The organism is Jiangella alba, from assembly GCF_900106035.1.
GTDB lineage: Bacteria > Actinomycetota > Actinomycetes > Jiangellales > Jiangellaceae > Jiangella > Jiangella alba.
The window spans coordinates 1,245,785-1,271,200 of record NZ_FNUC01000004.1; the positions used below are offsets into that span (position 1 = coordinate 1,245,785).

19 protein-coding genes are annotated in these 25,416 nt (G+C 73.0%); 5 read left to right on the forward strand and 14 right to left on the reverse strand.

Features of this window, described 5'->3' with window-relative positions:
• Positions 1–75 precede the first annotated feature (75 nt).
• From BLV02_RS23630 to BLV02_RS23650, 5 genes are read right to left on the reverse strand one after another with little or no spacing between them, the layout of a single operon-like run.
• Positions 76–906, reverse strand: coding sequence for an anti-sigma factor family protein (locus BLV02_RS23630; RefSeq protein ID WP_069109336.1), 831 nt, complete (start codon positions 904–906; stop codon positions 76–78).
• A complete protein-coding gene (gene sigM, locus BLV02_RS23635; RefSeq protein ID WP_069109335.1) occupies positions 903–1,556 on the reverse strand; it encodes an RNA polymerase sigma factor SigM in 654 nt (217 codons plus the stop codon). Before sigM ends, BLV02_RS23630 begins: the two co-directional genes overlap by 4 nt.
• Complete coding sequence (gene murJ / locus BLV02_RS23640; RefSeq protein ID WP_141711371.1) at positions 1,553–5,065, reverse strand: murein biosynthesis integral membrane protein MurJ; 3,513 nt, start codon at positions 5,063–5,065, stop codon at positions 1,553–1,555. Before murJ ends, sigM begins: the two co-directional genes overlap by 4 nt.
• A complete protein-coding gene (locus tag BLV02_RS23645) occupies positions 5,062–7,251 on the reverse strand; it encodes a DUF6049 family protein (protein WP_069109333.1) in 2,190 nt (729 codons plus the stop codon). Before BLV02_RS23645 ends, murJ begins: the two co-directional genes overlap by 4 nt.
• Positions 7,248–7,829, reverse strand: coding sequence for an NUDIX hydrolase (locus BLV02_RS23650; RefSeq protein WP_069109332.1), 582 nt, complete (start codon positions 7,827–7,829; stop codon positions 7,248–7,250). The genes BLV02_RS23645 and BLV02_RS23650 overlap by 4 nt, the downstream gene beginning before the upstream one ends.
• A 90-nt stretch (positions 7,830–7,919) precedes the next feature.
• Between BLV02_RS23650 and BLV02_RS23655 the strand changes: the two genes are divergently transcribed.
• On the forward strand, positions 7,920–9,386 hold the full coding sequence (locus BLV02_RS23655; RefSeq protein ID WP_216093979.1) for a CCA tRNA nucleotidyltransferase: 1,467 nt from the start codon (positions 7,920–7,922) through the stop codon (positions 9,384–9,386).
• Positions 9,383–9,781, forward strand: a complete 399-nt coding sequence (locus tag BLV02_RS23660; RefSeq protein WP_069109616.1) for a DUF3054 domain-containing protein — start codon at positions 9,383–9,385, stop codon at positions 9,779–9,781. The genes BLV02_RS23655 and BLV02_RS23660 overlap by 4 nt, the downstream gene beginning before the upstream one ends.
• Here the strand turns inward: BLV02_RS23660 and BLV02_RS23665 are convergent.
• The 9 genes from BLV02_RS23665 to BLV02_RS23705 form a co-directional block, all read right to left on the reverse strand.
• Positions 9,739–10,776, reverse strand: a complete 1,038-nt coding sequence (locus tag BLV02_RS23665; RefSeq protein ID WP_141711370.1) for an NAD-dependent epimerase/dehydratase family protein — start codon at positions 10,774–10,776, stop codon at positions 9,739–9,741. The genes BLV02_RS23660 and BLV02_RS23665 overlap by 43 nt on opposite strands.
• A 61-nt stretch (positions 10,777–10,837) precedes the next feature.
• Positions 10,838–11,677, reverse strand: a complete 840-nt coding sequence (locus BLV02_RS23670) for a hypothetical protein (protein WP_069109331.1) — start codon at positions 11,675–11,677, stop codon at positions 10,838–10,840.
• 45 nt (positions 11,678–11,722) lie between these two features.
• On the reverse strand, positions 11,723–13,318 hold the full coding sequence (locus BLV02_RS23675; RefSeq protein ID WP_069109330.1) for a hypothetical protein: 1,596 nt from the start codon (positions 13,316–13,318) through the stop codon (positions 11,723–11,725).
• A gap of 46 nt (positions 13,319–13,364) precedes the next feature.
• Positions 13,365–13,961 carry a GTP-binding protein gene (locus BLV02_RS23680; RefSeq protein ID WP_069109329.1) on the reverse strand — a complete coding sequence of 199 codons (597 nt, stop codon included), beginning with the start codon at positions 13,959–13,961 and terminating at the stop codon, positions 13,365–13,367.
• Complete coding sequence (locus BLV02_RS23685; RefSeq protein WP_240477274.1) at positions 13,942–14,241, reverse strand: DUF742 domain-containing protein; 300 nt, start codon at positions 14,239–14,241, stop codon at positions 13,942–13,944. The genes BLV02_RS23680 and BLV02_RS23685 overlap by 20 nt, the downstream gene beginning before the upstream one ends.
• A gap of 149 nt (positions 14,242–14,390) precedes the next feature.
• On the reverse strand, positions 14,391–14,786 hold the full coding sequence (locus BLV02_RS23690; RefSeq protein WP_046767008.1) for a roadblock/LC7 domain-containing protein: 396 nt from the start codon (positions 14,784–14,786) through the stop codon (positions 14,391–14,393).
• The gene (locus tag BLV02_RS23695) at positions 14,783–17,896 is read right to left on the reverse strand and encodes a sensor histidine kinase (RefSeq protein ID WP_069109327.1); all 3,114 of its coding nucleotides are present in this window, start codon (positions 17,894–17,896) and stop codon (positions 14,783–14,785) included. Before BLV02_RS23695 ends, BLV02_RS23690 begins: the two co-directional genes overlap by 4 nt.
• Positions 17,897–18,359: 463 nt before the next feature.
• Positions 18,360–19,439, reverse strand: coding sequence for an inositol-3-phosphate synthase (locus BLV02_RS23700; RefSeq protein WP_069109326.1), 1,080 nt, complete (start codon positions 19,437–19,439; stop codon positions 18,360–18,362).
• The gene (locus tag BLV02_RS23705; RefSeq protein WP_069109325.1) at positions 19,436–20,083 is read right to left on the reverse strand and encodes a PadR family transcriptional regulator; all 648 of its coding nucleotides are present in this window, start codon (positions 20,081–20,083) and stop codon (positions 19,436–19,438) included. Before BLV02_RS23705 ends, BLV02_RS23700 begins: the two co-directional genes overlap by 4 nt.
• A 266-nt stretch (positions 20,084–20,349) precedes the next feature.
• Between BLV02_RS23705 and BLV02_RS23710 the strand changes: the two genes are divergently transcribed.
• Genes BLV02_RS23710 through BLV02_RS23720 form a run of 3 tightly spaced genes read left to right on the forward strand, consistent with a single transcriptional unit; the run spans position 20,350 to position 25,376 of the window.
• The gene (locus tag BLV02_RS23710) at positions 20,350–22,782 is read left to right on the forward strand and encodes a transglycosylase domain-containing protein (protein ID WP_069109324.1); all 2,433 of its coding nucleotides are present in this window, start codon (positions 20,350–20,352) and stop codon (positions 22,780–22,782) included.
• Positions 22,783–22,824: 42 nt separating this feature from the next.
• Positions 22,825–24,237: a glycosyltransferase family 87 protein gene (locus BLV02_RS23715; protein WP_069109323.1), complete on the forward strand. Its 1,413-nt coding sequence runs from the start codon at positions 22,825–22,827 to the stop codon at positions 24,235–24,237.
• The gene (locus BLV02_RS23720) at positions 24,234–25,376 is read left to right on the forward strand and encodes a mannosyltransferase family protein (protein ID WP_069109322.1); all 1,143 of its coding nucleotides are present in this window, start codon (positions 24,234–24,236) and stop codon (positions 25,374–25,376) included. Before BLV02_RS23715 ends, BLV02_RS23720 begins: the two co-directional genes overlap by 4 nt.
• The last annotated feature ends 40 nt before the right edge of the window (positions 25,377–25,416 follow it).

Sequence of the window (25,416 nt, forward strand, 5' to 3'; positions counted from 1 at the left end):
CTGTGCCTTCCCTAGCGTCGAGGTAGTACATCTGCCCCAACGGATCCTAGGCGGTCGGCATTCCCGGCGGGGCGCTCACTCGCTCTTCGGGACCTCGACCTGCGGCTGCATGGTCTCGTTGGTCGTGGAAGCGCAGGTGGTGATCAGCCAGCCGTCGTAGGTGGCGGTGTCGTCGAGCACGACGAGCACGCCCGAGCCGACGTTGGTGGCGCCGACCAGCGGCAGGCCGAGCTCGTCGGCCAGTTCCTCGCCGCAGGTGTCGGGTCCGGCGGGGTCGGCGTCGCCCTGGACGACCTCGGTGACGGCGGTGATCAGCCGGGTGCGTTCGAGCGCCTCCGGCGCCGCCTCGACGGCCGCGGAGGAGGTGTCCAGCGGAGTCGACTGGGTGCCCTGCCGCGGGGCCGCGCCGGACGGCGCGGACATCGAGTAGCCGGGGGCGTCCTCGGTGTTGTCGCCGGCCTGGGCGTCGGCCGCGGCCGGCTGCCCGGCGCCGTCGCTGTCGTCGCCGCCACCACCGCCGCCACCGACGGCGACGTACCCGGCCAGGCCGAGGACCGCGACGCTCGCGGCGGCGGCCAGGCCCTGCGGCAGCCGGCGCCGGAACCACGCGACGGTGCCGCCGTCGGCCGCGCCGGAGTCGGCGGACGCGGCGGAGGCCGTGCCGCCGGACGCTCGCTCGGCCGCCAGCGCGTGCGAGATGCGCGCCGCCACGAACTCCGGGACCGGCAGCTCGGCCGGCAGGGCGCGCAGGGCGACGCTGACCTGGGCCAGCTCGTCGAGGGTGGCCTGGCAGGTGGGGCAGTCGTCGACATGAGCCTGCACCTCGCGCGCCTGGGCGTCGTCGAGGACGCCTTCGGCGAGGTCGGCCAGTACATGGGTAGGCGGATGGGCGCCGGCAGTGGTCACCGATGCTCACCTCCTGTTCCACGCGACGTCCCAGATGGGACGTCGCCACCGGCGCCTTGGTTCCCGGTGGTGCTCAGCCGGCCGGGGGCCAGCAGCGGGACGAGCTTGGCGCGGGCGCGGGCGCAGCGGCTCTTGATGGTGCCGACGGGGAGTCCGAGCAGTTCGGCCGCCTCGGCGACCGGGAACCCCTCGACGTCGACGAGGATGAGCGGCAGCCGCTGGTCGGCCGGCAGCGTGGCCAGCGCCTGCTCGAGGTCGACCCGCAGGGCGGTGCGCTCGGCGGGGTCGCTGGACGGTTCGGTGGCCGGTGCGACGCCCGGGATCTCGGTGCCGTCGAAGGCGACCGGGTCGGCGGGACGGGCGGCCTGGTGGCGGACGCGGTCGAGACAGGCGTTGACGACGATGCGGTGCAGCCAGGTGGTGACCGCGGACTCGGACCGGAACGACCCGGCCCGCCGGAACGCGTTGATCATGGCGTCCTGCAAGGCGTCGGCGGCGTCGTGCGGGTCGCCGAGCGTGCGCAGCGCGACCGCCCACATGCGGTCCTGGTGCCGCCTCACCAGCTCACCGAAGGCGTCGGGGTCGCCGTCGACGTGCTGACGCAGGAGTTGCTCGTCGGGCACCCGGGGACCGGGCGCGGACTGCGTCACCCGAGCACCTCCGCTTCGGCTATTCCGCTCCGGTAGTTGCCGTCGTCGGCAAGGGGCAACTGAGTGAACCACACGAGGAGATACCGAGTGCTCACCGCTTCGTCAAGTGTGCGGGTGACATTCTGCTCAGAGTCCTCGACGGTGTCGATGGCGGTCCAGCCGTCGAGATCGCCCGGAGCCTGGGTGGCGTCCTCGGGCGCGACCCGCAGTTCGAAGCTCGCACCGGAGTTGATCAGCGCCAGCCGGACCTCGCGCACGGACACCGCCTGCCCGAGGTCGAGGTAGACGCCGACGCCGTCCTTCTGCGCCTCGAGCGGGTCGTAGTAGTTGACGGTGGTCCAGGTGGTCTCGGGGTCGCCGTCGAAGACGTTGCCGACGTCGCTCGGGTTCTCCTCGCCGTTGCCGGCGGGGTCGTAGTCGGTGGCGGCGCTGACGGCGAGGGGCGTCGCCTCGGCGTCCGGAGTGTCCTCGGGCGGCGTCGTGGCGCCCTCGGTCGCCGAGGTGGACGGCGTGGAGTCGTCGCCGGCGTCGTCGATGGCGCCGAGGAGCAGTTGCAGCCCGACCAGCGTGGCGCCGACGAGCAGCAGCATGGCCGCCATGACGCCGAGCAGCCGGGCGGTGCGGCCGGACTTGCGCCGTTCCCGCAACTGCTCGACCCGGCTGGGTGGCGGCGGGACGTCGCCGGGTTCGTCGAGGAGCGCGGGCGGCGCCGCGACGACGGCTTCGTCGGCGACGACGGCGCGCTGCTGGTGGCGTGCGCCGTTGGCCAGCTCAGTCGCGACCTCGAGCGGGGTGACCAGCGAGGTGGCGTGGTGGCGGCGGGCGTGCCCGATGGCGCGGTCGGTGACGGCGTCGAGCAGGCGCGGCACGCCGGGGCGGACCTGGCGGGGCGAGGCGAGCCGGCCGTCGATGAGCGGCGCCGGTGGGAGCCCGCCGGGTGTGCCGACGGGCCAGCGGGCGGTCAGCGCGGCGTAGAGCACGCCGCCGATGCCGATGGCGTCGAGCTCGGCCGGGCGCGGGTGGGACGGGTCGGTGGGCGGGCACGGCGTCTGGGCGGCCCCACGCAGCGCGTACTCAGTCTCCAGGCCGGCGATCTTCACCGAGCCGTCGGCCGTGACGAACACCAGCGTGGGGTCGAGGTGGCGGTGCGCCAGCCCTTGGGCGTGCGCGGTGGACATGGCCTCGGCGACCTCACGCCCGACGGCGGCGGCCTGCTCGGGATGGAACGCACCGGCGTGCGCCAGCAGTGCGGCCAGGCTCTGCCCGGGCGTCCACTCGCGGACGACGTAGGCGACGTCGTCGTCGCTGCCGACGTCGAGGACGCGCAGGAACCGCGGGTCGGAGACGGTGGACGACACCCGCGCCGCGGTGGCGAACCCGCCCGCCCGCGGGTCGTCCAGCGCGACGGCCTGGACGAACACGGCCCGCCGCAGGACGTCGTCGACCGCCTGCCAGGACTGGACGCCGTCGGCGTTCTGCAGCAGCCGCTCGAACCGGTACCGTCCGGCGACCGTGCGCCGCTGTCCCGGCGCCGGACCGCGCGGCTCCGGCGGCACACCCGGCCGGGTGCCGGGCAGCGGCTGGACGACGCGCGCGCCCTCGCGGGCGGCGTCGAGCCCGAGCGCCGCGGCGCCGCCAACACCCGCGCGGTCGCGGTACCCGCCGGCATGGGTGTCGAAGAAGCTCGGCACGCCGGGCAGGGTCTCGTCGAGGAAGAACTCCGACGTCATGTCGGGGTCCATCGGGCGGCGGAAGATGCTGAGCGTGCCGGTCTCGACCGGGATGTGGTACTCGGCGGTGTCCTCGAGGAGGTCGCCGGGGTCGGCGGCGGGAGCGGCGCGGCCGCCGCCGCGCAGCCGGGCCAGCACCATGGCGACGGCGGTGCGCACCTCGGCCACCCGGAAGGCGTAGGCCAGGCCGACGAACGTCACGACGCCCACCGTGCCGCCGATGAGCAGCTCCAGCATGCGCGCGAACAGCGACGGCAGCGCGTCGCTGACGCCCAGGCCGGTCCAGCCGCGCCACACCAGCCAGGCCAGCCCGGCCGCGATGGCCGAGTGGATCAGCAGCCGGATGACGTGCTGCACCAGCTGGCTGCCGCCGAGCGTGCCGATGCGCTGCTGCAGCCGGACGGCGCCCACGGCGGCGCCGACGACGTACGCGACGCTGTAGCCGGCGGCCAGCGCCATGGTGACGTACTGGGGGCCGGGCGCGGCGATGGCGACGCCGACGGCGCCGATCATGATGACCGCCGACACCCAGATCTGGGTGTAGAACGGCGTCTTGGTGTCCTGCAGCGCGTAGAAGCCGCGCAGCACGAGGTAGTGGACGGTGAACGCGACCAGCCCGGGCATGAGCACGACCAGCGTCAGCGCCAGTCGTCCGGTCTGCCCGCCGGCCGACCCGTAGTCGAAGATCATCGCCGTCAGCGGGAACGCCAGCGCCGCCATCAGCGCGCCGAGCGGGATGATGACCGCCAGGCACATGCGCAGCGCCGCGACCAGCTTCTCGCGGACGTCGTCGAGGTGGCCGTCGGCGGCGAGGTCGGACAGCCGCGGCAGCAGCGCGGTGGCCAGCGAGACCGTGATGATGGAGTGCGGCACCATCATGATCAGCATGGCGTTGGCGTACACCGAGTAACCGGCGCCGGCGTCGCCCGCGCTGACGCTGCTGGCGCCCGACGCGACCTTCACGACCACCAGGTACGCGAGCTGGTTGACCACGACGAACGCGACCGTCCACAGCCCGAGCCGCACCGACTCGCCGAGCCCCTGGCCGCGCCAGTCGGTGCGGAACCGCAGCGAGAACCCGGTCTTGCGCAGCACCGGGATCAGCACGATGGCCTGCGCCAGCACGCCGACCGTGGACCCCAGCCCCAGCAGCAGCGTCTGGGTGGTCGTGAACGGCTGGAACCCCTGGGTGCCGTACACGAAGAGGAACACGCCGAACACCGCGATGGCCACGACGTTGTTGAGGATCGGCGACCACATCATCGGGCCGAACCGGCCCTTGGCGTTGAGCATCTGGCCGATCAGCACGTACAGCCCGTAGAAGAAGATCTGCGGCAGGCAGAACCGGGCGAACATGACCATGTTGTCGAAGTACGGCCGCATGTCGGGGTCGAGATAGCGGTCGTCGACGATCAGTTGCATCAGCCAGGGCGCGGCCAGCACCGCCAGCAGCGTCGCCAGCCCGAGCACCGCCACGGCCAGGCTGAACAGCCGCTGCGAGAACGCCTGGCCGCCGTCGGCGTCGTTCTTGATGGCGCGGACCAGCACCGGGACGAGGACGGAGTTGAGCACGCCGCCGCCGACCAGGATGTAGATCATGTTCGGCAGCACGTTCGGCACGTTGAACACGTCGGCCGTGGCCGCCGTCAGGCCGATGGCGGCCGCGATGACCGCGGCGCGCGCGAACCCGGTGAGCCGCGAGACCACGGTCCCGGCGGCCATGATGGCGCTGGAGCCCAGCATGCCGGAGCTGCGGGGCGGCTCTTGTGTCGCCGTCACCGCGCTGCCTCCTGGGTGGGCCTCGCCTCCGCGGGAAGCTCGTCGAGAACGCTACCTCCGGCCGGTTCGGGGGAGTCGTCGGGACGACGGCGGCGACGGCGCGGCCGCCGGCTGCGCAGCGTCCGGCGGACGATCGCGCCGAGGAACAGCGCGCCGGCCCCGCCGACGATGACCCAGCCGATGGTGCCGTACTCGGTGGCGTTGACGACGGTGGCCACCGGGTTCCCGATGGGCTGCCCGTCGTCGGTGGTCAGCTGCACCTCGATGGGGACCCGGCCGTTCGCCGCGGCCTGCGCGGTGACCTCGACCAGCTTCTGCTCGCCCGGACCCATCTCCTGGGTCTCGACCTCGGAGACGCGCAGGCGGTCGGGGTTCTCGGACTGCACCTGGAGCCGGACGTTGACGGCGTCGGGCAGGTCGTTGGTGACGGTGAGCGGGAACGAGCCGGTGCGGCTGGACAGCGTGACCGACTCGGGCACGGTGATGCTGACCCGCTCGATGCGCCGGGTGAGACCGTCGCCGATGCCCCTGGCGTAGGAGACCCCGGTGTCGGGGTTGTCGCGCCAGCCGGTGGACGCCGAGCGCAGGGTGGCGTGGTCGAGCGCGGTGGTCACGTCCTCGGGGTCGGCCAGCAGCGTGGTGTACTGCGTGGCGTCGTCGCGCAGCTCGGCGGTGGCGGCGACGTTGGCTTCCGGCAGCGAGGTCGTGCCCTCGGACGGCGTCGTCGAAACCTCCGGCGCCTCGCCCGCGCCGACGCGGTCGGTGAGGCCGACCGGCTCGACCCAGGTGCTGGACGTCCACGCGGCCACCAGGCTCTGCGGGATGGGTTCGGCCGGGCGCCAGCGCAGCGGCGGCGCGGCGACCAGCAGCGGCGGCTCGGTGTCGTCGTCGGCGGCGGCCAGCGCGACCATGGCGGTCTCGGCGATCCAGCGCTGCTGGAGGTCGGCGGCGCCGGCGGTGGGTTCGTCGGCCGCAACGGCGTCGGAGATGGCCGAGCTGAGCCCGGCGTCGGCGGCCACGACGCGCAGCGTCTTGTCACCGGCGGTGACCTCGCCCAGCGCGCCGGCCTCGCTGTGGTCGGCATCGTCCTGGTCGGTGGCCTGGACCGCGTCGGACGGGACGACGACGGTGCTGGCGCCGGCGTCGGCCAGCGTCGTCAGGACGTCGTCGGTGACGGCGTCGTCGAGCCAGGCGACGCCGGACGTGGCGGCCGGCAGCTGCTCGGCCGCGGCCTCGCTCGCCGCCAGCGACTGCTGACTCAGCGTGCCGGCCAGGGCGGCGTCGTGCTCGTCGAACGCACCGATGTCGGGCACCGCGTACGGCAGCGTCCAGACGTCGTGGTCCTGGGTGACCTCGTCGAACCGTTCGCGCCAGGCCAGGGCGGCGTCGGTGTTGGCCTGCGAGCCGTCGATGGTGCCCTCGGGCGTGACGACGCTGTAGCCGTCGGACAGGACGGACACGGTGTCGAGGAGGTCGGGGTCGACGGCCCAGGTGACGGGCGCCTCGGCGCCGGCGTCGAGGAGGGCCGACAGCGGCTCGTCGGGGCCCAGTTGCTCGGCCAGCGTCTCGTCGGTGAGGCTGCCGTCGGGCAGCAGCGCCGGCCGGGCCGCCAGCGGCCAGAGCACGGCGACCGGCACGGACGGCAGCTCCTCAGGGTTCTGGATCCAGGGCACGACGGTGCGCGACGTGAAGCGCGCGCGGTCGGTGCTGTCGAGCGGCGAGGCCAGGACGTCGACGCCGACGACGTACACGCCGTTGGCGTCGAAGCCCAGCTGCTCGCTGGAGATCGTGACGGTGAAGTCGGCGGCCTGGCCCGGTTCGAGGGTGGCGGCGAGGAGGTCGAACCCGTCGCTGTCGCGCGACCCCCAGTACAGCTCCTCGTCGGTGCCGATGGCGCGGATCTCGTCGCGCGACTCGACCCGGTTGGTGCTGAACCGCGGCAGCGCCTGGACGTTGCTCATCGGCTCGTCGCCGGTGTTGCGCACGGTGCCGGTGAGCGTGATGGCGTCGACGTCAGGGGTGAGGACGCCGGGCGAGACGCCGGTCAGGGCGGTCTCGGCGGTCAGTGCGCCGGCATCGGGCGCCGTCTCCTCGGCCGCGGCCGTGCCAGGGGCCAGCAGCCCCACGCCGATGACGGCGGCGGGAGCGCAGAGGGCGGCGAGGGCGCGGAGGCCGGGCAGCCTCATGACCCGTCCTTCCGGGTGCCGCCGGCTTCGGCGACGGTGCTCGCGGCGGTGTCGCCGGGCGAGTCCGGGAGCAGCTCGCGCAGCCGTCGCGCCAGCCGCCGTTCGGACGCGTAGCGCATCCGTCCGGCCAGCTCGTCCAGTGGCACCCAGGCCACTTCGCTCACCTCCACGTCGTCGGTGCTCAGACTCCCACCGGTGGCCTCGAGGAGAAAGTGGTGCACCGTCTTGTGGATCCTCCGATTGTCCGCCACGAACCAGTAGTCGATGTCGCCGACCGGGGTGACGACCCTCGACTGCAGACCAGTTTCCTCCGAAACCTCCCGCACTGCAGCTTCCTCGGGGGTTTCACCTGCCTCGACGTGTCCCTTGGGCAGCACCCACTCCAGCCGTCCGCGGCGGTCGATGCGGCCGATGAGGGCGACGCTCGACGGGTGCTCGTAGTGGTCGACCACCAGGCCCCCCGCTGAGGTCTCGCGGACGGTGCGCAGCCGCGGCCGGCCGGCCTTGCGCCGTCGCCGCGCTCCCCGACGTCGCCGATGGTGCGGACCGTCGGCTGGCGAGGACGGCGAGCCGGGCATACGTCCAGAGTAGCTGGGATGCGGCCGCATCCTGCGTAGCAGCGAAAGCGGTTGGGATCCCGGGGGTGTCGCCCCGTAGGCTGGTCCGTCGTGATCGGAACGAAGGAAGCGGCGAACCACGTGCTCTCGAAGGCGCAGCGGCAGGCGGTGCGGCAGTTGCTGCGCATCGCGCCCGTCGCCGACGAACTGGGCGCTCGTTTCCAGGCCGCCGGGCACGAGCTGGCGCTGGTCGGCGGCTCCGTCCGCGACGCCCTGCTCGACCGTCTGGGCCAGGATCTCGACTTCACCACGTCGGCCCGGCCCGAAGAGACGAAGCGCCTGCTCGCGGGGTGGGTCGACAGCCTGTGGGACGTCGGGCAGAAGTTCGGCACCATCGGCGGCACCAAGGACGGCTTCCAGATCGAGATCACCACCTACCGCGCCGACAGCTACGACCCCACCAGCCGTAAGCCGGCGGTCGCGTACGGCACGTCCATCACCGACGACCTCCTGCGCCGCGACTTCACCGTCAACGCCATGGCCGTGCTGCTGCCCGGCCGCGAGTTCGTCGACCCGTACGGCGGGCTGGCCGACCTCGGCAGCCGGGTCATCCGCACGCCCGGCACGCCGGAGCAGTCGTTCTCCGACGACCCCCTCCGCATGATGCGCGCCGCGCGCTTCGCGTCGCAGCTCGGCTTCGAGGTGGCGCCCGAGGTGGTCGCGGCGATGACCGACATGGCCGGGCGCATCGACATCGTCTCGGCCGAGCGGGTCCGCGACGAGCTGACGAAGCTGCTGCTGTCGCCGGCGCCGCGCACCGGGCTGACGCTGCTGGTCGACACCGGCATCGCCGGCCACGTGCTGCCCGAACTGCCCGCGCTGCGGCTCGAGATCGACGAGCACCACCGGCACAAGGACGTCTACGAGCACTCGCTGACGGTGCTCGAGCAGGCCATCGAGCTGGAGCGGCGGCTGCCCGGCGGCGGCCCCGACCTCGTCACGCGGATGGCGGCGCTGCTGCACGACATCGGCAAGCCGCGCACCCGCAAGTTCGAGCCCGGCGGCGGCGTGAGCTTCCACCACCACGACGTCGTGGGCGCGAAGCTGGCCCGCAAGCGGCTCACGGCGCTGCGCTACCCGTCCGCCGTCATCGACAGCGTCACCCAGCTCATCCAGCTGCACCTGCGCTTCCACGGCTACGGCGGCGGCGAGTGGACCGACTCCGCGGTGCGCCGCTACGTCCGCGACGCCGGGCCCGAGGTCGAGCGGCTGCACGTCCTGACCCGCGCCGACAGCACGACGCGCAACCGGCGCAAGGCGCTGGCCTTGCAGCAGTCGTACGACAGCCTGGAGAACCGCATCTCCCGGCTGGCCGAAGAGGAGGAGCTGGCCGCCATCCGGCCCGACCTCGACGGCAACCAGATCATGCAGATCCTGGGCATCCGGCCGGGCCCGCTGGTCGGCCGCGCCTACCACCACCTGCTCGAGGTCCGGCTCGACCACGGTGTGCTGTCCGAGGACGACGCGCGGGCGGAACTGCTGCGGTGGTGGTCCGAGCAGCCGGAGGCCTCGGCGTGAGAACGGGGCCCGCTCTCGCCGTCGACGCCGTCCTGGTGCTGGTGTTCGTGCTCATCGGCCGGCGTACGCACGACGACCCGCTGTCGCTGTCCGGGTTGGCGACGACGGCCTGGCCGTTCCTGGCCGGCCTGGCCGTCGGCTGGGCCGTGACGCTGTGGTGGCGGAGGCGGGGGGACGCCGGCCCCACCACCTGGCCCGCCTCGCTCGGCGCCGGCGTCGTGGTGTGGGTCGCGACGGTGGCCGTCGGCATGCTGCTGCGGGCCGCGTCGGACCAGGGCACGGCGCCGTCGTTCGTCGTGGTGGCGACGCTGGTGCTCGGCGTGTTCCTGGTCGGCTGGCGGGTGGTGGCGCGTCAGTTCCGGCGCGACGCGAGCAGCTCGTCCTCGGCGGCGTAGTCGTCCATCGCGTCGCCGTAGAACTGCGCCAGCAGCGGGAACGCCTCGCGCCACGGCCGTTCGGCGAGCTGACCGCGCAGCCAGGCCGACGTCCATTCGACGGCCTCGGCGTAGCTCGCGACCGGCGCGTAGCCCAGCTCCGTCGCCGCCGCCGTCATGGAGACGAGGAACGGGCGCGGCACCGACCACGGGGTGCGGCCCACCCGCGACTCCGGCGCGCCGTCCAGTGGCACCAGTTCCGGCTCGTGACCGATGGTCGCGCCGACGGCCAGGACGATGTCGGCGACGGAGGGTGGTTCCGGGTCGCCGGCGTTGAGGACGCGGCTGCCCGGGCGCGCCGCCGCGAGCCGGACCAGCTCACCGAGATTCGGCGCACTCGTGGTGTGGAACCGGCTGCGGCCGCCGTGCGTCAGCGGGACACGCGGCCGGCGGTCCAGCGCGCGCAGCAGCGGCCAGACCTCGCGCGGGCTGGTGCTGCCCGGGCCGTGGATGGCGCACGGCCGCAGCACGGTGACCGGCAGCCGTCCGTCGTCGAGCAGGGTGTGCTCCAGCAGCATCTTCTGCGTCGAGTACGTGTCCGGGCCTGGCGGCACCGTCGCCTGGGTCTCCGGGACGGGCGCGGCGAAGCGCGGGAAGTCGTCCGGCCCGGTCGCCGCGTCCAGCGAGCGGCCCTCGTCGTCGGCGTACACCGAGGCGCTGGAGACGACGATCAGCGAGCCGACGTCGCCGGCCAGGCCGAGCAGCAGCCGCGCGTCGGCGTCGTCGTAGGCGATGGTGTCGAGCAGGACGTCGGCGCCGCCGGTCTCGCGCAGCACGCCGGCGAGGTCCGCGCGGTCGGCCAGCCGCTCGTCGACGCCGCGCCGGGCCCAGCCGGACGGCGCCGCGGTGCTGCCCCGGTGCACGGCCGTGACGGACCAGCCGTCGTCGAGCAGGGACTCCACGGCGGCCCGGCCGATCTGGCCCGTGCTCCCGACGACGATCGCGTGACCACTCATGGCGCCGACGGTAGCCAGCCGGCCGGGCGCCCGTCACCGTTCTCTGCCCGCGGCAGAGCTCTCACTCGACCGGCCGCAGTGCGGCGGACACCCGGACCACGCCCGCGCCGTACCGCTCGTCCAGCTGCTCCTGCTGTCCGTCGGCGACGAACACGTCCAGCGTCACCTGGCCGCTGACGAGGTCGAGTGCGGTGGCGGGCACGCCGGGGCCGGCGGCGACGATCTCGTCCTGGATCGCGATCAGCTCCTGCATGGTGCGCTCCGCCCCGGTGACGCAGAGCGGACCGCCCCAGAGGCCGCGCAGCGCGGTCTCGTGCCGCTCGAGGTCGCCGGTGAAGCTGAACGTGAGGATGTTGGGCCGGGCGAAACTGTCGATCCAGGTGCCGGCGAAGTCGGGCTGCGCGTACGCATAGTCCTCGGCCGCCGCGCGGCCCGCCTCGTTGGCGGTGGCGGCGTCGACGACGACCCAGCCGCCGGCCGGTGGCTCGCACGGCGGCGTGAAGTCGAGCACCGCGTCGTCGGGGAGCACCGGCGAGGTGGCGGCGCCGGACAGCGGCGGCTCGGTCAGCGTGAACGTGGTGCCGTCCCAGGTGCCCGTGACGGAGTAGAACCCCCAGGTGACGCCGTTGGCCGACTCGGCGTCGGGCGCCTGGTCCCAGTTCCAGCCGGCGATGTCGGGGCCGCCGCACTGCGGGGGATAGGACTCCGCCACCATGCTGCACAACTGCGGGCCGTGCCCGTAGCCCTCGAGGACGGTGAAGATCCCGGTGTAGAGCTGGCCGGAGTCGGCGGACGACGGGGCGTCCGACGGCGACGCGCTGCGTGGCGCCTCCTCATCGCCGCAGGCGGCGAGCAGCAGGGCCGCGACCGGCGCGGCGACGATCCACCCGAAGTGACGCATGCCACTTGGACGGCGCCGGCGGTCGCGACGTTCCGGCGCCACGCGTCAGTCCACCGGCTTCAGCAGAGCTTCGACCCGTACCAGGCCTGGCCCGTACTCCTCGTCGAGCCGCTCCTGCAGGCCGTCGTCGACGATCACCTGGATCCACACCGTGTTGGCCGGTGACTCGACCGTCCAGGCGAGGGCGTCGTGCGTGGCCGCGATCTCGGCGCCGGTCGCCTCCATCTCCTGCTGGCTGCGCGCGGCCTGGCTGACGCAGATGGCGCCGCCGTAGAGGCTCCGTAGCGCAGCTTCGTGGGTGGCGAGGTCGCCGGTGAACCGGAAGTTCACGATGATCTCCGCCGGCGCTGTCGCCGACCTGTCCTCGGGGGCGACGTGGCGGTCCAGCCATGAGTCGACATAGCCGGGCGCAGCCAGGGCGTACGCGTGGGCGCGGTCGAAGTCGGCCGCGTGCGTCAGCGCGCCGTCGAGGATCGCCCAGCCACCCGGCGGCGTCGGGCAGGAGGTGTCGAAGCGCTGGTTCAGATCCTCCGGCGGGCTGGCCAGTGGCGGTGGCTCGGCCGGCGCGGTGAGGGTCAGCGCGGTGCCGTCCCAGGTCCCCTCGATCCGGTAGTCGCCCCAGGTCACGCCGGCGGACGACTCCTCTCCACGCACGTCGTCCCAGGACCAGCCGCGCAGCTCGAACCCCCCGCCGCAGCCGGGTGGATAGGACTCCATGACCATCGAGCAGGCGTTCACGTCGCCGTCGCGTGACTCGATGACGGTGAACGTGCCCGCGTAGACCGTCGGCGCGTCGTCGGGCGGCACCGGCCGCAGCGAGGCGGTCACCCGGACGGTGCCGGGGCCGTACTCGTCGTCGAGGCGGTCCTGCAGGCCGTCGTCGATCAGGGCCTGGACGTCGACCACGTTCTCCTGCTGCATCACGGCGGCGGAGAAGATGCCGTGCTTGCCGGCCAGCTCCGCCTGGATCTCCTCCAGCCGGGCCTGTGGGTGCCGGGCCTCGGTGACGCAGAGCGCGCCGCCCCAGACGGCGCGCAGCTCCGCCTCGCGCGCGGCGAGTTCGCCGGTGAAGGTGATGTTGAGGATCGCCGCCACCGCTGCCTCCGGTGGTGGCGGGTCCGGCGGCTGCTCCACCTCGCGGTCGACCCAGAGGCCGCCGTAGCCGGGCAGCGTCGCGGCGTAGTCCCCGACGGCGGCGAGCGCCTCGGTGCTCGCGGTGGCGGGGTCGACGAACACCCAGCCGCCGGGCGGAACCGGGCAGGGCGTGGAGAGATCGGGGCCGGGTGGCTGCGGCTGCCGGCCGGACGGCTCGGCCGGGCCCGGCGGGGCGGTCAGCGTGAACTCGGAGCCGTCGAACGTGCCGGTGACCTGGTAGTCGCCCCACCTGACGCCGTCGACGGACTCGTGCTCGACGTCGGCCCAGTCCCAGTTCGGGATGTCCGGCCCGCCGCACTGCGGCGGCAGGCTCAGGAGGGTGCCGCCGGCACAGAGTTGCGGCCCGTGCTCGGCACTCTCGAGGACGGTGAACGTGCCGGTGTAGCGCGGCTCCGGCGTGGTGGCGGACCCGCCCGGCTCGGCGTCGGCGGCCGTGCACGCCGTCAGCCCGACGACGACGCCCGCCAGCCACCCCCTGTGACGCATGTCACTAGGACGGGCGACGCGCGCGGGAGGTTCCCGGCGAAACGGGTCAGGTCTGCTGGATCAGCGACATCGCGTGCTCGACCAGCGTGACGAGCACCACCTTGACCGACTCGCGGTCGCGCGCGTCGGTGACGACGAACGGGACCTCGGGGCCGACCTGCAGGGCGTCGCGGACGTCCTCGACGTCGTGCTCCTGGATGCCGTTGAACGCGTTGAGCGCGACGACGAACGGGATGCCGCGCTGCTCGACGTAGTCGATGGCGCCGAAGCAGTCGGCCAGGCGGCGGGTGTCGACGAGCACGACCGCGCCGATGGCGCCGCGGGTGATGTCGTCCCACATGAACCAGAACCGGTTCTGGCCCGGCGTGCCGAACAGGTACAGCACGAGGTCGTCGGCCAGCGTGATGCGGCCGAAGTCCATGGCGACGGTCGTGGTGCGCTTCTCGGGCAGCATGGAGAGGTCGTCGACGCTGGTCGAGGCCTCGGTCATCAGTGCCTCGGTACGCAGCGGCTCGATCTCGCTGACCGCGCCGACGAACGTCGTCTTGCCCACGCCGAAACCGCCGGCCACGACGATCTTGACCGACAGCGCGTCTTGGTCGGCCTGTGTGCCGCCAGACACCTCAGAGTCGACGAAGGCCATCCCTCACCCTTTCCAGCACGCTCAGATTACGAGCCGGCTCCTCGGAGCCGGCGAACGCCGCATGCGGGTCAGCGACCCGCACCAGTCCTTCGGTCTCGAGGTCCGCGACGAGCACGCGGGCCACACCGAGTGGCATCGAGACGATTGCGGCCACCTCGGCCACGGACCGTGGCGAGTGGCACAGCCGGAGGATCCGCTCCCGTTCCGGCTCCGGGTCGGAGCCGTTGGTGCGGCCGTCCTTCGTGGTGGAGACGAGGGCCTCGATGGCGATGTCCTGCACCGGGCGCGTGCGCCCACGCGTCGCAAGATACGGCCGTACCCTCCGGCCGTCAGGTGCCGGCATCGTTACCTCCAGACCATCGTCGGATCGCGGATCTGCGCGGTGCTGACCCGATCCCTACCACATCCGGCGCTCGTGCACGTCGATTCTCACCCGACCCGGGTGGCCGGGTTGAGTACGGCGCCCACGCGTTCGACGAGCAGCGCCATCTCGTAGCCCACCTGACCGAGGTCGGCGGTGGAGGCTGCCAGCACGGCCAGGTGCGCGCCGTCGCCGACCGCCATGACCAGCAGGAAGCCGTTGCTCATCTCTACCAGGGTCTGCTGGACCTCGCCCGCGCCCAGGATCAGCGAAGCGCCGACCGTGAGGCTGGCCAGTCCGGACACCACCGCAGCGAGCTGCTCGCCGCGTTCACGCGGCATGCCCGTGGAGCCGGCCAGGTGCAGACCGTCGGCGGATACCACGACCGCGTGCGCGGCGCCAGTGGTGCGGTCGACGAAACGGTCGAGCAGCCAGCCGAGCTCGTCGCTGGAGGCGTTGGTCACGAATCGCTCCTTTCGGGGTCGCTGGGCCGCTTGGGTACCCAACCACCGGTTTCCTCCCGACCGCGCCCGACACCTCGCTGCAGGCTGGCCAGCGTCGAGGCAACGTTACTCGCGTCCTTGGCCGCCGCGGCAGGGCGTCGGGTCCGTTCGGTCTCGTTGAGCTCGCCGATGGAGCCGGGCACCAGCGAGGCGCCGCGGCGCCGCAGCGGCAGGCCGGACGCGCTGAGCGCGGGCTCGGCCTCCGCGACCGGCTCGGGCACCGGCGGCGGCGGCGCCGTCTCGCGGCTCGCCCAGCCCGAACCCACCGGCGGCGACGTCTGGATCGGCTCGGTGTCGCGCTGCCCGGCGCGGGCGCTGGCCGCCTCTTCGGCCGAGCGCAGCGCCTCGGCGGCGCGCCGCCAGCCTTCGTCGGCGGGACTGGACCAGTCGTCGGTGGACGACTCGCCGGACCGGCTGAACCAGGCGGAGGCGACGGAGTCGTAGATCGGCGAGTCGCTCTCCGGCAGCACCGGCTCGGGTGCGCGCAGCGAGGAGCGGGCGGCCGGCGCGGCGGGCTTGGCCGGTGGCGGGGCCGCCGGCGGGCGGATCTCGGGCCGCGGCTCCTGACGGGGCTCGCGGGTCGGCAGCGCCGAGCCGGTGCTGCCGTTGGTCAGCGGCTGCCGCCAGGCCTCGTCGGGCCGTGTGCCGTGGTCGGTGGTGACGCGACGCTCGCCGGTGTCGGTGAGGCGGCGCTCGCCGGTCTCGGCCGGCTTGTGCTCACCGGTGTCGGCGACGGCGTGCTCGCCGGTGTCGTAGCGGGTCTCGGCCGTGATGGGCGCGATGCGCGACTCGCCGGTGTCGGGACGCAGCCGCGACTCCTCCGGGCTGGGCCAGGTGGGCCGGCCGGCGTCCATGGTGGGCGCGGGCTCGGGCGTCGGCCGCGGCAGGTCGGACGCCTCGACCGGGATGCGGGTCTCGTCGGGACGCTCGCCGCGGCGGGGCAGCCCGGACGTGGCCGGCGCGGTGATCGACGGCAGCGACGGCGAGGAGTCGTCGCGGCGGAACGGCGCCGGGCTCGGGTCGAGGTTCCACGAGTCGTTCAGGCCACCGGCCGGCTGCGGCGCCGCCGGCTCGGCCGGCACCGGCGGGATGACGCCCTCGCTGGTGTCGAGCGGGGAGAGGATGAGGTGCGCCGGGAGGTCGACCTGCGCGGCCGTGCCGCCCTCGGGCACCGGCTCGAGCCGCACCTGGATGCCGTGCTTGGCGGCCAGGCGCGCGACCACGTAGAGGCCCAGCGTGCGGGACGCCGCGACGTCGATGTCACCGACGTTGCGCAGCCGCTCGTTCAGCTCCTCGAGCTGACCGGCCGGGATGCCCAGGCCGGAGTCGGTGACCTGCAGGCGCAGCCCGCCGCCGAGCAGCGGCTGGCTGGTGACCCGGACCGGCGTGGCCGGCGCGGAGAACTCGGTGGCGTTGTCGATCAGCTCGGCCAGCAGGTGGGCGATGTCGTCGACGGCGCCGGCGGTGATGAGGTCGGTCGGCATGACGCCGAACTTCACCCGCGGGTACTGCTCGACCTCGCCGACCGCGGTACGGACGACGTCGAGGACGCCGGCCGCGCTGGTGTGCTTGCGCATCTCCTCGACGCCGGCGAGGACCAGGAGGCTCTCGGCGTGCCGCCGGACGCGGGTGGCCATGTGGTCGATGCGGAACAGCGTGCTCAGCTGGTCGGGGTCGCGCTCGCGCTGCTCGAGGCCCTCGATCTCGCCGAGCTGGCGGTCGACCAGCGACTGGGTGCGGCGGGAGAGGTTGACGACGATGGTGTCGAGGTTCTGCCGCAGCAGCGCCTGCTCGGCGGCGACCCGGACGGCGGTGGAGTGGACGTCGTTGAACGCCGTGGCGACCTGGCCGATCTCGTCGCGACCCTCGGCCGTGACGGCGTCGGGGAGGTTGCGGGCGACCGCCGGGCCGTCCTTGTGCACCCGGTCGACCAGCGCCGGCAGCTGGGTCTGCGCGGTCTCGAGCGCCGAGGCGCGCAGCCGGCGCAGCGGGCCGATGATGGAGCGCGCCACGACGATGGCGAGGTAGACGGTGAGCGCCAGGACGGCGAGCACGCCGAGCGCGCTGAACAGCGCCGTGACGCGGGCGCTGTCAGTGCGGTCGGCCGCCAGCGCCAGCACGCTGTTGCCGGTGTCCTGCTGGATGTCGCGCAGGGCGTCGAGGCGCTGCGTCGACAGCTCCCACCACTGCTGCTTGTCGATGCGCGGCAGGGCGAAGTCGGAGATGTCGGTGCGGGCCTGGGCGAGCTCGCGGTTGGCGACGTAGATCTCGTTGGAGTAGATGCGCTGCTGCTCGGTGAAGCCGAGGGCGCGGAGGAACCGGCCGTCCAGCAGCATGGCCTGCTCGCCCTGCAGCGCCACGGCCTGGTCGCGATCGGCCTGCGAGGGCGCGACCTCGGGCGTCATGAAGTAGGCGACGATGCCGCGCTCGAGCGACGCCGACTCGACCGCCTGGGCGACATCGGCCAGCGCCGAGATGCGGCGGGCCAGCGCGGGGTCCTCGGTGCCGGTGGCGGCGGCGGTGGCCAGCCGCTGCAGCACCTCGGCGAAGCGGTGGTAGCCGGCGGTGCCGCCGTCGTTGAAGGCCGGGTCCTTGGCGTCGCGCTGGATGCGGTAGTTCGACTCGTTCGTGGTGCCGCTGAGCCGGTCGACCTCGGTCTCGTACTGCTCGACCGCGGCCGCATAGGCGGAGCCGAGGTCGTCGCCGCGGTGCTCGTCGATCTCCGCGTTCAGGGCGGCGATGGCGGCGTCGGTGGCCTCGCGCGCGGTGTCGACCGACGCCGGCTCGGTGCCGCCGCCGTCCGCAAGGCCGGTGACGTCGCGTTCGTCCTGGACCGCCTGCAGCGCCTGCAGCGCCACCATGCCGACCTCGGCCAGGCTCTCGGTGCGCGAGGCGGACGAGGCGTCGTCGAGCGAGTTCTTGAAGAACAGGGTGCCGAGCACGAGCGTGCCGAGCAGCGGAAGAAGGACCAGTGCGGCGACGCGCGACCGGACGCTGCGGTCGTGCAGGAAGGACTGCCAGAACGACCGCGAGCGCGCGCCGTCGCCATCCTTCGCGCGACCGGACTTCACGGCTGGGCGCTGGTCTGCAGGGCGCAGATTCGCGCGCGCCCGCTTCGTGGCGCCGTCGTTGCTACGGCGTCCTCGGGCGGTCCGCGTCATCGATGTTCCTTCCTCTGTCGTCCCCCATGGCCGCTCGCCTGTGAGCGACTCAGGCCCCTTCGTGGCCGCCGTCGTGCTCTGGGACGCACTCGCGCCGCTAGACGACGCTTGCTGCCCGGCAGCGTTCTGTCAATAGGCGACCGATGGGTGAAACACCTCAATCTGGCACACGATCCCACCGGAGCATGACGGAAATGGTAGACGAGCCACGTCAAACTGCCGCACCGGCGACGGGATTCTCATCTGTGGGCGGACCAGTGATCATGGCTGGTGGCCCGTTCGGACGACCCGGGGGTCGTCCCAACGCCCGGTGCCCGGACGCGGCGGAGCCGGCACCCCGCGGGGCGCCGGCTCCTCGCCACCCGTCGCCGGGTCAGCGCTCGATCTCACCGCGGATGAACTGCTCGACCTTCTCGCGGCAGACGTCGTCGGAGTACTGCTCCGGCGGCGACTTCATGAAGTAGGACGACGCCGACAGGATCGGCCCGCCGACGCCGCGGTCCATGGCGATCTTCGCCGCACGGAGCGCGTCGATGACGATGCCGGCCGAGTTCGGGGAGTCCCAGACCTCGAGCTTGTACTCCAGGTTCAGCGGGACGTCGCCGAAGTTGCGGCCCTCGAGCCGGATGAACGCCCACTTGCGGTCGTCCAGCCACGCGACGTAGTCGGACGGGCCGATGTGCACGTTGCGCGGCTCGAGGCCGTCGACCAGCTGCGAGGTGACGGACTGCGTCTTCGAGATCTTCTTGGACTCCAGCCGCTCGCGCTCGAGCATGTTCTTGAAGTCCATGTTGCCGCCGACGTTGAGCTGGTAGGTCCGGTCGACGGTGACGCCGCGGTCCTCGAACAGCTTGGCCAGCACGCGGTGCGTGATGGTGGCGCCGATCTGCGACTTGATGTCGTCGCCGACGATCGGCACACCCGCGGCGGTGAACTTGTCCGCCCACTCCTGGGTGCCGGCGATGAAGACCGGGAGGCAGTTGACGAAGCCGACGCCGGCGTCGATGGCGGCCTGCGCGTAGAACTTCGCGGCTTCCTCGGAGCCGACCGGCAGGTAGCAGACGAGGACGTCGACCTTGGCGGCCTTCAGCGCGGCGACGACGTCGACCGGCTCGCTCTCGTCCTCGACGATCGTCTCGCGGTAGTACTTGCCCAGGCCGTCCAGCGTGTGGCCACGCTGCACGACGACCCCGGTGGGCGGCACGTCGCAGATCTTGATGGTGTTGTTCTCGCTGGCGCCGATCGCGTCGGCGAGATCCTGCCCGACCTTCTTGGCGTCGACGTCGAACGCGGCGACGAACTCGACGTCACGGACGTGGTAGTCGCCGAACTGAACGTGCATCAGGCCGGGGACCTTCGTCGCCGGGTCGGCGTCACGGTAGTAGTGCACGCCCTGCACGAGCGAAGCGGCGCAGTTACCCACGCCGACGATGCCAACACGAACCGAGCTCATCGGCCGTTCTCTCCTTCGATTCCGGTGGGGGGCGCCGGTGGCTCACCGGACCCTGGGGTGGGCGTGGCGCCCATTGGCCTGCCGATCGAGCGCTGTTCGGCGCTGATCAGGTCGTCGAGCCACTTGACCTCGCGCTCGACCGACTCGAGGCCGTGCCGCTGGAGTTCCAGCGTGTAGGTGTCGAGTCGCTCTCGGGTGCGCGACAGTGCCGAGCGGAACTGGTCGAGCTTCTCCTGCAGCCGGCTGCGCCGGCCGATGAGGATCCGCATGCGGGTATCGGCGTCGGCCCGGCCGAAGAACGCGAAGTGCACGCCGAAGTGCTCGTCGTCCCAGGCCGAGGGCCCGGTGTGTGCGAGCAGGTCGGCGAAGCGCTCCTTGCCCTCGGGCGTGAGCCGATAGGCGATGCGGGCACGGCGCCCGCTGCGGTGCGGGCCCGTCGTCACCAGCGTGTCGACGGGCTCGTCCTCGGCCAGGTAGCCCTGCCGCACCATCGCCTTCAGAGTCGGATACAAGGTGCCGTACGAGAACGCTCGCCCCCACCCCAGCAGCGAGTTCACCCTCTTGCGCAGCTCGTAGCCGTGCAGGGGCGCGTCGTGCAGCAGGCCCAGGATGGCCAGCTCCAACGCGTCTGCACGCTTGCCCACGAGGTACGCTCCCTTGCATCATTGTCAGCTCGATGTATCGAACCGATACATCAGGACGATAGGACGTCTGGGGCTCGAACCGCAAGTGACCCGTCGACATCGGCGTGACGGGTGTGACGGCTGTGCCGTCACAGCAGGTTTGAAACCCCCGAGGCGGGAGCAGGATTGGCGTGATCGACCATGGAGCGTCGTAGGCTCTGCATGACTCCGGAGCGCCTCATCGCGCGCACCGGACTGCCGATGTCCCCGACCCGACCGGGAACTCAGTGACGAACCAAGGGCGCCGCCGCGCGGGTGACCGCGCGCGTTCGGCCGCGTCCAAGGGCGCGGCCCCCAGGACCGCCGCCTCCGCGGGCGCGGTCTCGTCGTCGACCCCTGACCGCCGCGGCGGGGGCCGGCGCTATGCCGCGGGCCGCGGCGGCAACAAGAAGAACGGCAAGGGCCGCCGCAAGGGCTGGCGCAGGTTCGTCTCCTGGAAGGCCTTCGGGCTCTACGCGCTCGGCATGATGCTGCTCGGCGTCGCCGGCATCAGCATCGCCTACGCCATGACGGACATCCCCGAAGCCAACGCGTTCGCCCGGTCCGAGGCGACCATCGTCTACTGGAACGACGGCGAGACCGAGCTGGGCCGGTTCAGCGCCGAGAACCGCGAGACCGTCGACATCTCCGACATCCCGCAGGCCTGCCAGGACGCCGTCGTGGCCGCCGAGGACCGCAGCTTCTACGACAACAACGGGTTCGACCCGGTCGGCATGCTGCGCGCGGGCATCGGCTACATCCAGAACAACGGGTCGACGGCGGCCGGCGGTGGCTCCACGATCACCCAGCAGTACGTCAAGAACTACTACCTGACGCAGGACCAGACCCTCACCCGCAAGGTGCAGGAGCTGTTCATCTCGGTCAAGATCGACCAGCAGCTCGACAAGGACGACATCCTGGCGTCGTACCTCAACACCATCTGGTTCGGCCGCGGCGGCGTGTACGGCATCCAGACCGCGTCCCGCTCCTACTTCGGCGTGCCGGTGTCCGAGCTCGACACCGCCCAGTGCGCGGCGCTGGCCGGCATCCTGCGCTCGCCGACCCGCTACGACCCCACGCTGGGACCGGAGAACGCCGAGCGGTACCAGCAGCGGTTCTCCTACGTCGTCGACGGCATGGTCGACATCGGCACGCTCGACGCCGCGACCGCCGAGACGCTGGTGCCGCCGGAGGTCGTGCCCGAGCAGAAGACCAACCGCTACGGCGGCCCGAACGGCTACCTGCTGGCCCAGGTCCGCGACGAGCTGATCGACAACGGCTTCACCGAGGAAGAGATCGACACCGGCGGCCTGCGCGTCGTCAGCACGTTCGACCCGCAGGCGCAGTCCGCCGCCATCCAGTCCGTCGAGGCGGAACGACCGCAGGAGCACGCCGACGGCGTCCGGGTCGGCCTCGCCGCCGTGACGCCGGGCGACGGCGCCGTCGTCGCGATGTACGGCGGTCCCGACGCCGTCGACCAGCCGTTCAACGACGCGCTCGACGCCTCGGTGCAGGGCGGATCGACGGTGAAGCCGTTCACCCTGGCGGCCGCGCTGGAGCAGGGCATCTCGCTGGAGAGCCGCTACTCCGGCAACACGCTCACCGACCCCATCCTCGGTCCGCCGGTGCACAACCAGGACGACAAGGAGTACGGCGAGGCCATCGACCTCGTCACGGCCACCGAGAACTCCATGAACACCGCGTTCGTCGACCTCGCCATGAACATCGGCCCCGACAGCATCGTCGACGCCCAGCTGGCGTCCGGCCTGCGCTACGCGGCCGACGAGGAGACGCAGCTGCGGCAGGACCCGCGCGTCACCATCGGCATCGGGCACGTCCGGCCCATCGACATGGCCGAGGCGTACGCCACGCTGGCCGCGGGCGGCCGGCACGCCGACTGGTACACCGTCCGCTCCGTCACCGAGCCCGGCGGCAACGTCCCCTACCGCGTCGAGCCGGCCCCCGAGTCGGTGCTCGACCCCGGCGTCGTCGCCGACACCACGTTCGCGCTGAGCCAAGTGGTGCAGAACGGCAGCGGCCGCGAGGCGCAGAACCTCAACCGGCCGGCCGCCGGCAAGACCGGCACCCACGAGGACCTCACCGCCTGGTTCTCCGGCTACGTGCCGCAGCTGTCGGCCAGCGTCGTGATCTTCCGGGGCGAGGGCGAGACCGCCGGCACCGTCTCGCTCGACGGCGTCGACGGCATGGACACCTTCACCGGTGGCGCCTTCCCGGCCCGCATCTGGACCGCGTTCATGGCCGGCGCGCTCGACGGCATGGAGATCCAGGAGTTCCCCGAGCCGGCCGAGGTCGGCGACGCGGTCAACCCGTCGCCCACACCGACGCCCACCCCGACCGAGACCCCGGACGAGGACGAGAACGGCGACAACGGCAACGACAACGGGAACGGCAACGACGGCGGGAACGGCGGCGGCAACGGCGGTGACGACTCCGGGTCCGACGAGTCCGGCGACAACGGCGGCGACACGTCCGGCGACACCGGTGGTGACACCTCCGGCGAGACGGGCGGCGACGAGTCGGGCAGCGAGTGGTCCGGCACCGACGGCGGAGCCGGGGGCGACACCGGCGGCACCCCCACCGATGAACCGACCGACGAACCGACCAACGGCAATGGCAACGGCAACGGCGGAGCCTGGGGCGACGGCGGCGCCGACCGCTGACCGGCCGCGGCCGGTCGAGGACACCCCCTAAGCTGTCGACTCGTGTCGGTGACGCCGGAGCGCCGCGCGGCCTCCGCCGCGCCCAGTCGTGACGACCCCGTCGTCGCGGGCCTGAGCGAGGCGGTCGGCGGGCCGTTCGGGCGCCGGGCCGCCCCGCCACAGCGGTGGTGGGGCCCGGTCCGGGTGGCGCTGCTGGTCGCCGTCGTCGTGCTGGCGCTCGGGCTGCTGGCCGACCAGCCGTGCCGGGCCACCGGCTGGGCCGACCGCGCGGACCGGTCCATGTGGACGTCGCTGTGCTACAGCGACGTCGCGTTCCTGTACCGCGAGCGCGGCTTCGCCGACGGGCTGCTGGCCTACCGCGACAGCCTGCTGGAGTATCCGGTGCTGACCGGCGCCGTCATGCAGGTGACGGCGGTCGTGGCGGGCGGGCTGTACGACGCGTTCGGCGGTGGCGGCGACCTGGCGCCCGCCTTCGCGGAGAGCGTGGTCTTCTTCGACCTCACCGCCGGGCTCATGGCCGTGTGCGCGCTGGGCGTCGTGGTCGCGACGGCGCGGACGGTGCCGCGCCGGCCGTGGGACGGGCTGCTGGTGGCGGCGTCACCGTTGCTGCTGCTCAGTGCCTACGTCAACTGGGACCTGCTGGCCGTGCTGGCGACGTCGCTGGCGATCCTGGCGTGGACGCGGGACCGGCCGGTGCTCGCCGGGGTGCTGATCGGGCTCGGCGCCGCCACGAAGCTGTACCCCGCGCTGCTGCTCGGCGTCCTGGTGCTGGTGGCGCTGCGGTCGCCGGACCGGAGGGCGGCCCTGCGCGACGCCGCGCTGGCCGTCGTCGCCGCCGTCGTCGCGTGGTGCGCGGTGAACCTGCCGGTGGCCTGGTGGGCGCCGCAGGGCTGGCGGGAGTTCTTCACCTTCAACGCCGAGCGTGCCGCCGACTTCGGCTCCACCTGGTTCGCGATCGGCCTGCTCCGGCCGGGCCTGCTGCCCGAGTCCGTCGACGACCTCGCCGTCGTGTCCGCGGCCGTGCTGCTGGTGCTGATCGCCGCGCTCGCCCTCACCGCGCCCGCCCCGCCCCGCGTCACCCAGCTCGCCTTCCTCGCCGTCGCCGCGTTCCTGCTGGTGAACAAGGTGTGGTCGCCGCAGTACTCGCTGTGGCTGCTGCCGCTGGCGGTGCTCGCGCGGCCCCGGGTGCGCGACCTCGTCGTGTGGCAGCTGGCCGAAGGCGTCTACGTCCTGCTGCTGTGGCGGTTCCTGGCCACCCTCTACGACCCGTCCGCGCCGCTGCTGACGAACCACCAGTACGCGCTGGCCGTCCTGCTGCGGATCGCCGGGCTGCTCTGGCTCGTTGTGATGGTCGTGCGCGACATCCGCCGACCCGAGGACGACCCCGTCCGCCCGTTCCTGACGCCAGGCGACGCCACCGCGCCCCGGCACCGTCGGCGGGAGGCGACGGCATGACGGCCCGGACGCTGGCCGAGCGGGTCCGCGGCGTCGACCGCGACGCCCTCGGCATCTGGCTGGCCACCCGCGTCTCGATGTGGATCACCGCCGGCGCCACCGGCTGGATGTTCGTCGCCGCCGGCCAGGACGTCGTCCCCGCCCTGGACCGGTGGCAGCAGTGGGACTACTGGCACTACCTCGGCATCGCGCTGCACGGCTACGGCGGCCAGCCCACCGGCGTCCCCAACGAGGCGTTCTTCCCCGGCTTCCCGGCGTTCCTCTGGCTCGGCAGCGAACTGGGGCTGCGGCACGTCGCCGCCGGGCTGATCGTGTCGCTGGTGGCCGGCGCCATCGCCGCCGTGGCGCTGGGCCGCATCGGCGAACTGGAGGGCGGCCAGCGGATCGGCCGGCTCACCGTCGTCGTCTGGGCCGTGTCGCCGTCGGCGGTGTTCCTCGCCGCCCCGTACACCGAGGCACTCTTCCTCGCCTGCGCGTTCCCGGCCTGGCTGGCGGCGCGACGGCAGCACTGGCTGGCGGCCGGCGTGCTGACGGCGCTGTCGTGCACGGTGCGGGTCAGCGGTGTGTTCCTCGCCGTCGCCGTCGCCGTCCAGTGGCTGACCACCCGGCGCGAGGCCGTCGAGCGGTCCGGCCGGCCCTGGTGGTCCGGCCTCGGCTGGCTGTTCCTGCCCGCGCTGCCGCTGCTCGCGTGGTCGCTCTACCTCGAGTCCGAGACCGGCGACTGGCTGGCCTGGCTGCACGCCCAGGCCGAAGGCTGGGACCGCCACTTCACCTGGCCGTGGACGTCGCTCGACACCACGTGGCAGGCCGCGTTCGGCGGCACGCAGTCGCCCGGGTTCGCGTGGATGTTCCGTGCCGAGATCGTCGCCATGCTCGTCGGCGTCGTGCTGACCGGCGCCCTGCTCTGGTGGCGCCGCTGGGGCGAGGCCACGTGGATCGGCCTGCAGGTCATCGCCTTCGGCACGTCGACGTGGTTCTTCTCGGTGCCCCGGGCCACGCTGCTGTGGTGGCCGCTGTGGGTGACGATCGCCCTGCTGGCCGCTCGGCGACGGTGGGTTCTGTGGGCCTACCTCGCCGTGTCCGTGCCGTTGATGTCGGTCTGGGCGGCCGCCTATCTGACGGGTCGCTGGGCGGGCTAGTCGTCTGGCTCGGTCCGCCCAGGCTCGGGCCGCTGTCGTC